Source organism: Alicyclobacillus contaminans DSM 17975 (assembly GCF_000429525.1).
In the GTDB taxonomy this organism is placed as follows: domain Bacteria; phylum Bacillota; class Bacilli; order Alicyclobacillales; family Alicyclobacillaceae; genus Alicyclobacillus_A; species Alicyclobacillus_A contaminans.
This window is the reverse complement of the sequence record NZ_AUCA01000012.1, coordinates 18,886-32,473: the sequence shown is the minus strand read 5'-3', so window position 1 is coordinate 32,473 and position 13,588 is coordinate 18,886. Positions and strand designations below refer to the sequence as shown.

The window sequence follows — 13,588 nt, the reverse complement described above, 5'->3', positions numbered from 1 at the left end:
TAATAGAATCGTACTAAGACAGCGATGACGTGCGGGAAAATCGCAGGTGAAGCCCGCATGCTGGGAGGGCTCCGTGATGACCACACCGCCGCAAGCGTACCCATTCGATGCGTGGCGTCCGGCGCTGCAACCGGTGGTCGACAACGTGCAGCGCGTAATCATTGGCAAGGAGAATGTGATACGGCTCGTGCTTGTCGCCATGTTGGCGGGGGGACACGCGCTGATTGAGGATGTTCCCGGCGTGGGGAAGACCATGCTCGTGCGAGCCATGGCGGCTTCCCTTGGCTGTGAGTTCAAACGCATCCAATTCACGCCGGATTTGCTGCCCTCCGATGTGACGGGAGTGGCGATGTACAACCCGCAGCGGCTCACCTTTGAATTCCGCCCGGGCCCGGTGTTCGGACAGGTCGTGTTGGCGGACGAGATCAACCGCACCTCCCCAAAGACCCAGGCCGCGCTGCTGGAGGCACTGGAGGAGCGCAGCGTGACGGTGGATGGTACGACGTATGCGCTGCCAGCTCCGTTTTTCGTGTTGGCGACGGAGAATCCGATTGATTTCGAAGGGACGTTTCCGCTGCCAGAAGCCCAGTTGGATCGATTCCTGCTCAAGTTTGCCATGGGGTACCCAACGGCGGAGGAGGAACTCGCCATGCTGGATCGCTCGGTCGATCCGGAATTCATCGCTTCCCTCCAGCCGGTGGCGAAGCCGGAGGATGTTTTGGCGTGGCGTGAAGCCTGCGCCAACGTTCACGTCGCCGACGTCATTCGGCGCTACGTGGTGGCGACGGTGCAGGCCACACGCCGCCATCCAGACATCTACCTTGGCGCAAGTCCTCGCGCGACACTGGCGCTGTTTCGGGCCGGGAAAGCGCTCGCATACATCTGCAACAGGGATTACGTGGTCCCGGACGATATTCGTTATCTCGCTCCGTACGTGCTTCAGCACCGCATTTTGCTCACGGCCGATGCGCGGCTGTCCGGCGTGGAGGTGCCCGCGTTGGTGGGTGACATCGTCGCGGCCTTGCCTGTACCGGAGCTGGAGGGAGTTTCCCGGAGATGACGCGCCGGCGCATCCTGCAGGCCGTTGCGGCGCTGTTCTCTCTCGCGGCCGCCTTTGTGTTTGGAGAGGTGCAGGGCGGCTTCTTCGCCTGGTTCCTGTTTTATGTCCTGTGCTGCATCGCAGCTTATGAAGCCGTGGTGGCTTTTGTCGGACTGCGCGGGGTGACCATCGTTCGCCACGTGTCAGCTCACCGCCTGTCGGCCAGTCAGCCGCTGACGGTGTCTGTCACCATTCGCCAACGCGGCCTGTGGCCATTGCTGTGGCTGCGGGTGGAGAATGACCTCCCGGCGGCCTGGCGTATGCATATGGAGCCGCCCGGGCATATCTTGCAACCGCTGTGGCGGCGGGAGCAAGTGGTCACAAGCCGGGTGGACCACGTACGGCGCGGCGTCTACCGGATTGGCGGCACGCGCCTGGAAACGGGCGACATGTTCGGCTTTCAACGCACGGTGCGGATGGTCCCCTATGTCGACGAGGTGCTGGTGTATCCGCAGACCGTGCCGGTCCACGGCTGGACCGGACACCAGGCGGAGCACATGGGCCATCGCCAATCCAGTCATCGGCGGACGGACGAATCCAGCAGTGTCATGGGCGTGCGCGATTACGTGCCCGGCGACCGGCTGAGTCGGATTCATTGGCCTGCCAGCGCTCGTCGAGGTAAATTGCAGGCGAAGGAATTTGAGTTGCACACGGCCAGTGAATGGCTGTTCATTCCGGATTTGGCCGAGGACAGTTATATAGATCTCGATGGCACAGAAGCGTTTGAGTTGGCCATGTCGGTGACCGCCTCACTGATTCGGCACGCGTATGAACAGCGCCGCATGTTTTCGCTGATGATGCATGGGGCCTCGCTCACCGCACTTGCGCCCGGCTGCAACGAGGCCCTGTTGCTGCGCTGCCTGGAAGCGTTGGCGATGGCCGCCAACCACGGCCCCGCCGATTTTCCGCAAACCCTGGTTCGACTGGTCCAGGAGATACCGCCAGGCACCACGCTGGTGGTGGTTTCTCCCCGGGTCGACATGGCTGCGGCAGCTGCGGTGGCCAAGGTGCGCCGGCGCGGGCCGGTGGAATGGTTTGCCGTTCAGCCCCGTCCGCGCGCAGCCATTCCGCCCGCCTGGGTGGAGGGAATGGCGCGATTGCAGGCCGCGGGAGCTCGGGTGCGCCCCATTGAGAGCGTGGGAACCCTGTCACAATTGCAGCGCGGAGGTGACTGGCATGTCCGCTCGCGGTGATGGCGCGACCGGGTGGCAACGCGCGTATTTGGCCGGATTGGCCGCCATCTGGCTGTTCGTCTTCTTTCATCCGATGGAGCAGCTAAGCATCGTGGTGAACGCGGGCACGTTCATCATGGTGTTCGTCGGTCTGTCGCTGGCTCAACTCACGCTCTGGCGTTGGTTTCGCGCCGCGATGGCTGTGCTGGTCAGTGAAGGGTACATGGTCTACTACTACGGCCTATCCCATGACGCCTTCGCGCCTCCTGGCGCCTGGGTGCAGAGCGCTGTCACCATCAACCGTCAGGAGCTTGCGCAGATGAACGCGCTGTTGCGCGGACAATTGGCTCTGACAGATCCGCTCCAGACCCACCTCTTCCTGTTCTGCGTGTGCGGCCTGTACTGGCTCGTCGTGTACGCGTGCCGGAAGCGGTGGCTCTGGGTGCTGTACAATCTGTTGGCGCTGGTGGCCCTGGCGGCCATTGACGGCAATACGCCGGTGCGCCCCAACCAAGCGTTGGTGGTGGTGCTCACCCTGTTCCTCACGCATCTGGCTTGGCTCCAATACCATCGCCTCAAAGCGGCGGCAACATCGTTTCGAATTGCAAACACGGCTCGGTTTGCCACGCCCGTGGCCGCAGTGCTGTCACTATCACTGACGGTGGGCTGGGCGCTCCCGAAAGCGGACGCCGTATGGGAGGATCCAACGCAATCGCTGCGCCAGTGGGGAGGAACCGGCAAGGGGGGCGACGGCCCGGCGCAGACCATCGGATACCAGGAGAACAACCAACACCTCGGCGGCAGTTTCATCTCCAACGACACACCGGTGCTGTCGGTGGTCACCAATTATCCCACGTACCTCCGAGGCCAGGTTTACGACTATTACACAGGAAAAGGGTGGGAAACCGGCTACGTACACCAGGTTCCGGTGAACGCCGGGGATACGTTTGCGGCGTACAGCCCGCCGCCCGCCCACGTGAGCGGTAGGCTGGTGGAACAGAAAATCACCGTCCTCCCCGGCAGTGGACTGCATGCGAGCGTGCTGTTTGGGGGGTACGCTCTGCAACGGGTGTCCGGCATCCAGTTGCCACTGAATGCGGCGCTGGCTCTTGGACAGGAGTCGGACACAGTGTCCGCGCCGGGCAATCCCACCACCTACACCGTCACCAGTTACGAATTGACGAATCCGGAGGCGGTTCTGTCGCACCTGCCGCCGTTGTCGTCACCGCGCGCGCAGGCGTTTCCCGAGGACATCCGCGATACGTACACACAACTGCCGGAGTTGCCCGACCGCGTGTTCAAGCTCGCCAATCAATTGGCCGGCCAGAGTGTGGATGAATATCAGATTGTGGAGAACGTGCTCACGTACCTGCAGACGCACTACCCGTATGAAACCGAGGATATTCCTCGCCCCGGTGCGAATCAGGACTATGTGGATCAGTTCCTGTTCGATAGTCGGCGCGGATATTGCAATAATTTTTCCAGCGCCATGGCAGTGCTGCTGCGCTGCGTGGGCATCCCCACCCGCTGGGTGACAGGATTTGCTACGGGTGACATAGACGCGTCCTACAGCGGACCGGGGCAGCGGTACATTTACCGAAATGCGGACGCCCATTCATGGGTGGAGGTCTACTTTCCGAATGTCGGGTGGATCCCGTTCGATCCCACCCCTACCTTCACGTTCCCGTTCCTACCGGCCAGCACCAGCGATAAGCCGGTGCCCGTGACGCCGCCATCACCCTCCGTCAACACGACGAACCCGAAACCCGTCGTCAAACCTACCCCCGCGCCGAAGGACTCGACGGTCGCTGCTTCCAGTTCGGTGAACCGGGGGCGCATTGGGCGCTGGATTCTGGACGGGGTGGCCGGAATCTTGGCTGCGGCGGTTCTCATGCTGTTGGCGCTGCGTCGGCCCGTGCGGGTTTGGTGGGTGCAGCGCATGTGGCGACAGCCAGCGGCAGCCTTGCTGACCCCAGCCATGCGGCGACTGACCCGATTGCTGCAACGGGCGGGGCTCGCCGAGCCGGCGTCCACCCTCAGGGATTTAGAAGTCGCCGCTCGGCAGCACGGCATCGCCCCCGACGATTACCGTCAACTGGTAACGACGACCGAAGCGCATTGGTACGGCGGCAAGCCGATTCCGCCGCAGGAAATAGAACGGACGCACAGGACCTGGCTGGCGTGGGTGCGTGCGGCCCTTGTTCATCCACAGCAGCGCTCGCAGCGGACGGCGCGGAAGAAAGATTCCGTTGACGAAACCATGGACGAAACGTAGAATAATGTCGAAATTGAATCGCTCACTCGTATAACGCTGGGAATATGGCTCAGCAGTCTCTACCGGACGACCGGAAATCGTCCGACTACGAGGTTCTCATGCTCCGGGAGTATACGGCGCAGGCGCATGGCGTCGCTGGCCATGCTACGCGTGGGCCCCGATTCCTCGTATGTCGTGTGGTTCGTTTTGGAACCCTATCGAGCAGCGAGGGGTCGGGGCTTTTTGTGGTTGGCTATCGGACATGCGTTTCGCGCACGCGCGCAGAGGGAAACGAGGGGGAGATTGACACCATGTCAGGGCGCGAGATTGTTGTTGTACTCGATTTCGGCGGGCAGTACAACCAGTTGATTGCACGCCGGATTCGGGAACTGAACGTCTACTCAGAGCTGCTCCCGCACACGGTGACCGCAGCGGAGCTTCGGACCCGGAACCTCAAAGGGATTGTGTTCAGCGGTGGACCCAACAGCGTATTCGCGGAAGGCGCGCCGGATGTGGATCCGGCCATCTACGACCTGGGGGTGCCGATTCTCGGCATCTGCTACGGCATGCAATTGTTGGCCAAACGCTACCAGGCGAAGGTCGAGCGCGGCTTCGTGCGCGAATACGGCCGAGCGACCCTGCAGGTTGCCACCACGGATCACCCGCTGTTCACCGGATTGCCGCAGGAACAATCCGTATGGATGAGCCACAGTGACGCCGTCACCGCGGTGCCGGAAGGTTTTTCGCAGGATGCGGTGACATCGTCGGGGACAATTGCCGCGATGAGTCATCCGGAAAAACAATTGTACGCCGTGCAGTACCACCCAGAAGTGAAGCACAGCGAGTATGGAACTCAGCTCTTATCCAATTTTCTGTTCAACGTGTGTCGCTGTGCTGGCGACTGGAACATGTCTTCGCTCATCGACACCGCCATCGCGGAGATTCGCGAGCAGGTGGGGGACAAGCGGGTGCTGTGCGCGCTGTCCGGCGGCGTGGATTCATCTGTGGCGGCCGCGCTCGTCCATCGGGCCATCGGCAATCAGCTGACGGCTGTCTTTGTGGATCACGGCCTGTTGCGCAAAGGGGAGTCGGAATCGGTGATGGCCTCCCTGGGTGAACAGCTGGGCGTGAACGTGGTCCGCGTGGACGCGCGGGATCGATTCCTGTCCAAGTTGGCCAACGTGGTCGATCCGGAGCGCAAACGCAAAATTATCGGCGAGGAGTTCATCCGGGTTTTTGAAGCGGAGTCCGATCGCCTCGGTCCGTTCGATTTCCTGGTGCAGGGCACGTTGTACACGGACATCATCGAGAGTGGAACGGCCACGGCGGCGACCATTAAATCGCACCACAACGTGGGCGGCCTGCCGGAGGACATGCGTTTCACTATCATTGAGCCGCTGCGGGAGCTGTTCAAGGACGAGGTTCGCGCACTCGGAGAAGCACTGGGGCTTCCCGCCTCGTTGGTCTGGCGGCAGCCGTTCCCAGGACCGGGGCTGGCCATTCGCATCATCGGGAGTGTGACCGAAGAAAAGCTGCGCGTGGTGCGGGAGACGGACGCCATTCTTCGCGAGGAGATTGCCAAAGCGGGGCTCCAACGAGACGTGTGGCAGTACTTCACTGTGCTCACAGGGGTGCAGAGTGTGGGCGTGATGGGCGATGAACGAACCTACGCGCACACCATCGCGATTCGAGCGGTCGCATCGCAGGATGGCATGACGGCGGACTGGGCGCGCATTCCCTTTGACGTGCTTGAGAACATCTCGCTTCGGATGGTCAACGAGGTGCCGGAAGTGAACCGGGTGGTTTACGACATCACGTCGAAGCCCCCGGCGACCATTGAGTGGGAATAACAAAGAGGAGGACTTGGGGTTGGAAACCTTCTTTCAACTGCGCAAGCACAACACCACCGTCGGCACGGAGATCGCCGCGGGTGTGACCACATTCTTTACGATGGCCTATATCCTGTTTGTCAATCCGCAGATTCTGAGCAGCACCGGCATGGACCCGCAGGCGGTCTTCTTCGCCACGTGTATCGGTGCCGGCGTCATCACGCTGCTCATGGGATTGGTGGTCAACTTTCCCATCGCCCTCGCACCTGGCATGGGGCTGAACGCCTATTTCGCGGTGGTCGCCGCCAACCGCCCCGGCGCCATGATGACGTGGGAAACGGCACTCGGCGCGGTGTTTATTTCGGGCATTGTGTTCATCATTCTCACGGTCACCCGCATTCGGCAGCTGCTGGTCACGGCGGTGCCGGACTCTCTGAAGTTTGCCATCACGGTCGGCATTGGCCTGTTCATCACCATCATCGGGTTCAAAGACGGCGGCCTGATGACGATGCAGTTTGTGGGCGACAAGGCCACCCAGTTCGCGCCCGGGCAGTTCATGGACAATGCGCTGTGGCTGCCGGATCTGGCTTCACTGCACGACAAGGGCACTCTGCTCACGTTGATTGGCCTCTTGGTGATTGGCATCCTGATGGCGCTGCGTGTGCCGGCCGGCATTCTGATTGGTATTGTCGTCACCACGTTGATTGGGATTCCGCTCGGCATCACCGATCTGAGCGGGCTGTCCCACTGGTCGATGCCCAACTTCAGTCACCTCGCCGTCGGCAAGCTGGACCTGAAGGGCGTGTTCGACGTCGGTCTTGTCACGGCGCTGTTCACCTTTACGTTCGTGGAGCTGTTTGACACCTTCGGAACGCTCGTCGGCACCGCCACCAAGGCGGGACTGCTGGAAGGTGAAGACGGTCAGAAGAAAATTGGCCGCGCCATGTTGGTGGACGCCATCGGCGTCAGTTTCGGTGCTCTGCTCGGAACGAGCACCATCACCGCGTTTGTGGAGAGCGGCTCCGGCATTGCCGCGGGTGGCCGCACGGGCTTGACGGCCATCACCACTGGCGTGTTGTTCATTGTGTCCCTGATTCTGTCGCCGTTGGCCCTCGTCATTCCGGCACAGGCGACGGCACCTGCGCTGATCATCGTCGGGGTGCTGATGATGAGCGCGGTAAAGCACATTGACTGGGACAATTTCGGCATTGCGCTGCCAGCATTCCTGACCATCATTTCCATGCCGTTGACCTACAGCATTTCCAACGGTATCGCGGTCGGATTCACATCGTTCGTGATCATCAACTTTTTCCTGTGGCTGCGTCGCAGCAAGGAATATACGAAAATCCATTGGCTGATGATTATCATCGTGATTCTGGCAGTGTGGCGCTACGGCTGGATGCTGTGACACGAGCGCGAGGCCGGCTGCCGGTTCAAGCGCTCCCGGAGCAAGGCTGCTCCCGCCGCCATTCGCGGCGGTTGGGCAGCCTTGTTCTTTCATCTATGCAATCTGGTTACGCTTCCACCCGTTCCAGGATGGTGGCCACACCCTGACCGACGCCCACGCATAGCGTCGCCATGCCGTAGCGCGCGCCGGTGCGTTGCAACTGCAGGGCTAGCGTGCCGACGATGCGGGCGCCGGAACACCCAAGTGGATGGCCGAGGGCAATGGCGCCGCCGTGCGGGTTAACCTTCTCTGGTGGAAATCCCAGTTCGCGAATGCAGGCCAGAGACTGCGAAGCAAACGCTTCGTTCAATTCAATCCAGTCGAGGTCGGCCACGGTCAACCCAGCCCGGCTCAGCGCTTTTCGAACGGCAAACACCGGCCCGATGCCCATCACGCGGGGGCTCACGCCCGCCGCCGCGGATACCACATAGCGGGCCAGGGGCTTCAGGCCCAGTTCGCGGCCTTTATCTTCAGAAACCAGCAGCAGCGCGGCGGCGCCGTCGTTGATGCCGGATGAGTTGCCGGCTGTCACGGTGCCGTTGTCTCGAAAGACCGGGCGCAATTTTGCGAGGGATTCGAGCGTGGTCTCCGGGCGCAGATGTTCATCTTCGGAAACCACCACCTCCCCTTTCTTGTCGCGAATGGTGACGGGCAGAATTTCCTCCGCAAAAATGCCCTGCGCCTTGGCGGCCGCGGCCTTTTGCTGACTGGCGAGCGCGAATGCGTCCTGATCCTCTCGGGACACGTGAAACTGTTCCGCCACGTTTTCCGCCGTCTCGCCCATGCTCTCGAGCGGATATGGAAAGTTGGGGTTGGGCATCCGCCAACCGAGCGTGGTGTCCCACATCGTCTGGTTGCCGCGCGCGTATGCCATTTCTGGCTTGAGCAACACCAGCGGCGCGCGAGTCATGCTCTCCACACCGCCAGCTATGGCCACGTCCATTTCGCCGAGCGCGATGGCACGCGCGGCCTGATTGAACGCTTCCAGTCCCGACGCGCACAGCCGGTTGACCGTGACGCCCGGCACGTGTTCCGGGAGACCGGCCAGCAGGAGCGCCATTCTCGCCACGTTGCGGTTGTCTTCTCCCGCCTGATTGGCGCAGCCCATGAAGACATCGTCAATCAGCGCCGGCTCAATCCCGGATTGGCGGACAACGCCCGCAATCACATGCGCACCGAGATCGTCCGGGCGCACCCGTTTCAAAGCCCCACCCTGGCGGCCGATGGGGGTTCTCTTGTACGCCACAATCCAAACGTTTCTGTTCACTCGATTCACCTCGGTACTCTACCGGATTTTACATTCCCCGTTGGCGGGCTCTGTGCAGATGTATCAAGCCAATGGTCGCAAAGGCGCAGAGTGTCCGTTTCGGGAAGCCGCTTACATCACGGAATCTTTGGCCGGTTGAGAATTATTGTACACCCTTGCGGGCCATCAGTATATTGGTAAGCCCTGTGTGCCGCGCGGATCGCAAATTTACAGCATCTTAACAGAGGATGTGTACCATACCTGTGGATAAGGAATCATCGTTTGGATGCGGCGATGGAAGCCGTTGAAGGTACGTCCGCTGCTGTGCGGCGACAACAGGAGGAAGCAGAGATGGTTGTGCAATTCCCGCTGGCGTCGGTCTGTCACCGGAAGAGCTACCAATGGCTGGTGGTGTGCACAGTGTGTGTGGGCGCATTCATGGCGGCGCTGGACGCGAGCATCATCAACATCGCGCTCCCGGTGATGAAGCGCGACTTTCACACGCACATGCGGGTGATTGAATGGGTGAGTCTCTCGTACATACTGACACTGGCTGCGCTCATGGTGCCATTCAGTCGACTGTCCGACATGTTGGGACGGCGTTGGATGTACAGCACGGGCTTTGTCGTTTTCATCATCGGTTCGTTTTTCTGCGGGTGGGCGCCGGCGATGTGGGTATTGTTCGCATCACGTATCGTACAGGCCGTGGGCGCCGCCATGCTCCAGGCCAACAGCGTGGCCATTGTGACGGAGGCGACGCCAGCCTGTGACCGGGGGAAGGCCATCGGTATCCAGGCGAGTGCCCAGGGCATCGGTCTCAGTCTCGGTCCGCTCATCGGGGGAGCGTTGATTACGTGGTTTGGCTGGCAGGCCATTTTCTACGTGAATGTCCCGGTTGGTGCTGTGGGCGCGCTGTAGGGTGTGCTGCTGCTGCCAGCGGATTCGAAACGGGGGCGGGAGTGGAGCGCGCGCGTTTCAGATGGTCCCCTCTTTTCAGGAAGCGTTTCTCATCATCGCCTGTGCGGGACTCGTGGTTGTGGGCCTCTCCGCGTGGCCTCATCGCGAGGTGGACTGCGCCTGACCAAGGCGTTACAAACTCTACACACGTCCTCCACGGTTTCTTAAAATCTATCGCCTACACTACGAGGTGTAGGCAGGGTGGCGCAGGTGGCCACCATCGCCGCTGGCGTAGGCGGGGCCAGCGGCATCCCCCCTTGAACATTGTTACACTCCTCATCTCCCTCGTATCACGCTGTGATACGAGGGGATTTTTTGTCAGGCGTCGCAGGCAGGCCGTCCGACCGCGAAGAACGGACGAAGTTCCATGATTTTTCACTCAAACGGTCACTTTATTCGAACGTTTTTCGATTACAATGGTATATAGTTCGGATTTATTGACGTGCCGAATCGTGTGCCTGTAGACTGGACATGGGTGAAAGGAGCGCGCACGCATGCAACCACTGGTGGGCGTGATCATGGGGAGCCAATCGGACTGGGAGACCATGGCGAGGGCCTGCGAAGTGCTCGACCAATTGGAAATTCCCTATGAGCGTAAAATTGTTTCCGCACATCGAACGCCGGACTGGATGTTCGAGTACGCGTCGACGGCGGCGGACAGAGGATTGAAAGTGATCATCGCAGGAGCGGGTGGCGCCGCGCACCTGCCGGGGATGGTGGCAGCCAAGACCGTGCTGCCGGTCATTGGCGTGCCTGTGAAGAGTTCCACGTTGAACGGATTGGACTCCCTGCTGTCCATTGTCCAAATGCCCGCAGGCGTCGCCGTGGGAACCGTCGCCATCGGCCCGGCGGGGGCAACCAACGCGGGACTCCTGGCCGCCCAGATTCTGGCGCTGGAGAATCCCGCGCTGCAAGCCAAGTTGGTTCAACGGCGAAGCGAAATGACCAAGGCGGTGATGGAGCATGTCCATCCGGACGCGCACTGAAGCGGCCGTTGCGAAAACGGTGCTGCCGGGTGCAACCATCGGAATTCTCGGCGGTGGGCAACTGGGGCGCATGATGGCATTGGAAGCCCGCGCGATGGGGTATCGGATTGCGGTGCTCGATCCGGATGGCCAATGTCCGACCGCCCAGGTCGCGGACGTCGCCATCACGGCGCCGTACGCGGACCTGGCAGCTGCGGAACGGTTGGCGGCCGCAGCGGACGTGGTGACGTACGAGTTTGAGAACGTGGACGCGGAAGTGACCGCTGCGCTGTCCGCGTCGGCCTACGTTCCGCAGGGGGCTGAGTTGCTTTACACGACGCAGCATCGGGTTCGGGAAAAGCGTGCGCTGCAGGCGGCGGGGGTGCCCGTGGCGCCCTATCTTGAAGTGACCCATTTGCAAAGCTTGCGGCAGGCGGTGAAGCAATTGGGGTACCCCGCCATCCTGAAGACGGCGCGCGGCGGTTACGATGGAAAGGGCCAGTGGCGGCTGGCGCCGGATGATGATCTCGGTTTGCTGTGGAGCCGTGTGGGGGAGGCGCAGACGGCCCCCGGCCATCGTCCGGCAGAACCCGAGTGGATTCTGGAACAGTTCGTACCGTTTGTGAAAGAGTTGTCGGTGATGGTCGCGCGCAGCCCGCGCGGGGAGATTGCGGTGTATCCGGTGGCTGAGAACGTTCACGTGAATCACATTTTGCACGTCAGCATTGTCCCAGCCCGCATTCCGGATGACGTGGCCCAAACAGCCCAAACCATCGCCCGGCAAATTGCGGAGTCGCTGCAGTTGGTCGGCGTGCTCGGCGTGGAAATGTTTCTGACGGGCGACGGAGAGATCTTGGTCAACGAACTGGCGCCGCGGCCGCATAATTCCGGTCATTACACCCAGAACGCGTGCTTGACGTCCCAGTTTGAACAGCATGTGCGCGCCATCTGCAACCTGCCGTTGGGAGACGTACGGCTGTGGCAGCCTGTGGTGATGGTGAACATCCTCGGGCAGCACCTGGCGCCGGTTCTGGACAAACAGACAGCATGGCCGAGCCATTGGAAGCTGCATTTGTACGGGAAAGCGGAAGCGCGGAAGAACCGCAAGATGGGGCACATCAACATTCTGTGCGACGACGTGGAAACGGGCCTGGCGGAAATTCGGCAGGTCGGGATTTGGCAGCATGAACGGAGGATATGACACGTGATTGACAGATACAGTCTCCCGGAAATGGCAAACCTGTGGACCTTGGAGCAACGATTCACCTGGTGGCTGCAGGTGGAGATCTTGGCCTGCGAAGCGTGGGCGGAGCTTGGCGTGATTCCCAAGGAAGACGCCGCCAAAATTCGGGCCAACGCGCGATTTGACGTGGATCGGGTGCTCGAGATTGAAAAGGAAACGCGGCACGATGTGGTGGCGTTCACGCGGGCGGTCTCGGAATCGCTCGGATCGGAACGAAAATGGGTGCACTACGGGCTCACTTCCACGGATGTTGTGGACACTGCGCTGTCGGCGCAATTGCAGGAAGCGGTCAAATTGATTCGCACGGACCTCGAACAGTTGCTGGACACGCTCAAACAACTGGCCATTCGGCACAAGGACACCGTGATGATGGGACGCACCCACGGGGTGCACGCGGAACCCACCACCTTCGGTCTCAAGGTGGCGCTCTGGTACGCTGAGTTCATCCGCAATCTGGAGCGGTTCAACGCGGCCGCGGAACGCATGCGATATGGGAAGATCTCCGGTGCTGTGGGCACGTACGCCAATGTCGATCCGTTCGTGGAACAGTACGTCTGTGAACACCTGGGGCTCAAGCCCGCGCCCATCAGCACGCAGACGCTGCAACGGGACAGACATGCCGAATTCATCTTTACGCTGGGCTTGATTGGGACGTCGCTCGACAAGATTGCAACGGAGATTCGCGGGTTGCAAAAATCGGAGATTCGAGAAGTGGAGGAGCCGTTCTACAAGGGACAGAAGGGTTCATCGGCCATGCCGCACAAGCGCAATCCGGTGTCCTGCGAGCAAATCAGTGGCCTGGCGCGGGTGCTTCGCGGCTACGTGGTGCCGGCGCTTGAAGATGTGCCGCTGTGGCACGAACGGGACATCAGCCACTCGTCCGTGGAGCGCGTCATCTTCCCGGACGCGACCATTCTGGTCAACTACCTGTTGAATCGGATGAACCGGATATTGAAGGATCTCCACGTGTATCCAGAAAACATGAAGCGGAACATGGAGCGCACCTACGGGCTCACGTACAGCCAGCGCGTGCTGACCGCTCTGATTGATAAGGGCGTCGCCCGCGAGGAAGCGTATGATACTGTGCAGCCCTGCGCCATGCAGGCGTGGGAACAGGGACGGTCGTTCTATGAGATTGTCAAGGAGGCGCCGCTGGTGCAGCAGTACCTCACGCCGGAGGAACTGCAATCTTGTTTCAATCCGTCCTGGCATCTGAAACACGTGGACACCATTTTTGAGCGGCTGGGGCTGTTGGAAGCGACGCAATGAAGCAATGACACGCGTGCCTGGGTGCATCTGTCTGTACATCTTTATCAAGCCAAAGAAGCGACCCTCGTGGGAATGCCTGCGAGGGTTGTTTGTTTCGGAGAGCGTTC

10 protein-coding genes and 1 riboswitch are annotated in these 13,588 nt (G+C 61.0%); of the genes, 9 read left to right on the top strand and 1 reads right to left on the bottom strand.

What is annotated here, in order from left to right; translation table 11 throughout:
- The first annotated feature begins 76 nt into the window (after nucleotides 1–76).
- The 5 genes from G463_RS0106630 to G463_RS0106610 all read left to right on the top strand — a co-directional run bounded on the left by G463_RS0106630 (nucleotide 77) and on the right by G463_RS0106610 (nucleotide 7,762).
- A complete protein-coding gene (locus G463_RS0106630) occupies nucleotides 77–1,060 on the top strand; it encodes an AAA family ATPase (protein WP_051322029.1) in 984 nt (327 codons plus the stop codon).
- The gene (locus G463_RS0106625; RefSeq protein ID WP_026974532.1) at nucleotides 1,057–2,292 is read left to right on the top strand and encodes a DUF58 domain-containing protein; all 1,236 of its coding nucleotides are present in this window, start codon (nucleotides 1,057–1,059) and stop codon (nucleotides 2,290–2,292) included. The genes G463_RS0106630 and G463_RS0106625 overlap by 4 nt, the downstream gene beginning before the upstream one ends.
- A complete protein-coding gene (locus G463_RS0106620; protein WP_026974531.1) occupies nucleotides 2,276–4,546 on the top strand; it encodes a transglutaminase TgpA family protein in 2,271 nt (756 codons plus the stop codon). The genes G463_RS0106625 and G463_RS0106620 overlap by 17 nt, the downstream gene beginning before the upstream one ends.
- 6 nt (nucleotides 4,547–4,552) lie before the next feature.
- A riboswitch (purine riboswitch) is annotated at nucleotides 4,553–4,654 on the top strand.
- A 182-nt stretch (nucleotides 4,655–4,836) separates the two neighbouring features.
- Nucleotides 4,837–6,375 (top strand): glutamine-hydrolyzing GMP synthase, encoded by a 1,539-nt coding sequence (gene guaA / locus G463_RS0106615; protein WP_026974530.1) that lies wholly within the window; start codon nucleotides 4,837–4,839, stop codon nucleotides 6,373–6,375.
- Between the two features lie 19 nt (nucleotides 6,376–6,394).
- Nucleotides 6,395–7,762, top strand: a complete 1,368-nt coding sequence (locus G463_RS0106610; RefSeq protein WP_026974529.1) for an NCS2 family permease — start codon at nucleotides 6,395–6,397, stop codon at nucleotides 7,760–7,762.
- A 106-nt stretch (nucleotides 7,763–7,868) separates the two neighbouring features.
- Here G463_RS0106610 and G463_RS0106605 read toward each other — a convergent pair whose 3' ends face one another.
- On the bottom strand, nucleotides 7,869–9,068 hold the full coding sequence (locus tag G463_RS0106605) for a thiolase family protein (protein ID WP_035486084.1): 1,200 nt from the start codon (nucleotides 9,066–9,068) through the stop codon (nucleotides 7,869–7,871).
- Between the two features lie 330 nt (nucleotides 9,069–9,398).
- On the opposite strand from G463_RS0106605, the gene G463_RS19200 reads away from it, so the two are divergent.
- The 4 genes from G463_RS19200 to purB all read left to right on the top strand — a co-directional run bounded on the left by G463_RS19200 (nucleotide 9,399) and on the right by purB (nucleotide 13,481).
- On the top strand, nucleotides 9,399–9,965 hold the full coding sequence (locus G463_RS19200; RefSeq protein ID WP_169725437.1) for an MFS transporter: 567 nt from the start codon (nucleotides 9,399–9,401) through the stop codon (nucleotides 9,963–9,965).
- 533 nt (nucleotides 9,966–10,498) lie between these two features.
- Complete coding sequence (gene purE, locus G463_RS0106595) at nucleotides 10,499–10,990, top strand: 5-(carboxyamino)imidazole ribonucleotide mutase (protein ID WP_026974527.1); 492 nt, start codon at nucleotides 10,499–10,501, stop codon at nucleotides 10,988–10,990.
- On the top strand, nucleotides 10,968–12,170 hold the full coding sequence (gene purK, locus G463_RS0106590) for a 5-(carboxyamino)imidazole ribonucleotide synthase (protein ID WP_026974526.1): 1,203 nt from the start codon (nucleotides 10,968–10,970) through the stop codon (nucleotides 12,168–12,170). The genes purE and purK overlap by 23 nt, the downstream gene beginning before the upstream one ends.
- Before the next feature lie 3 nt (nucleotides 12,171–12,173).
- Nucleotides 12,174–13,481, top strand: a complete 1,308-nt coding sequence (purB, locus tag G463_RS0106585; RefSeq protein WP_026974525.1) for an adenylosuccinate lyase — start codon at nucleotides 12,174–12,176, stop codon at nucleotides 13,479–13,481.
- The last annotated feature ends 107 nt before the right edge of the window (nucleotides 13,482–13,588 follow it).

Excerpts from the sequence above, each read along its gene's own strand:
- purK (WP_026974526.1), top strand. The coding sequence starts at position 10,968 with ATGTCCATCCGGACGCGCACTGAAGCGGCCGTTGCGAAAACGGTGCTG.
- G463_RS0106620 (WP_026974531.1), top strand. The coding sequence starts at position 2,276 with ATGTCCGCTCGCGGTGATGGCGCGACCGGGTGGCAACGCGCGTATTTG.
- guaA (WP_026974530.1), top strand. The coding sequence starts at position 4,837 with ATGTCAGGGCGCGAGATTGTTGTTGTACTCGATTTCGGCGGGCAGTAC.
- G463_RS0106625 (WP_026974532.1), top strand. The coding sequence starts at position 1,057 with ATGACGCGCCGGCGCATCCTGCAGGCCGTTGCGGCGCTGTTCTCTCTC.
- G463_RS0106630 (WP_051322029.1), top strand. The coding sequence starts at position 77 with ATGACCACACCGCCGCAAGCGTACCCATTCGATGCGTGGCGTCCGGCG.
- G463_RS19200 (WP_169725437.1), top strand. The coding sequence starts at position 9,399 with ATGGTTGTGCAATTCCCGCTGGCGTCGGTCTGTCACCGGAAGAGCTAC.
- purE (WP_026974527.1), top strand. The coding sequence starts at position 10,499 with ATGCAACCACTGGTGGGCGTGATCATGGGGAGCCAATCGGACTGGGAG.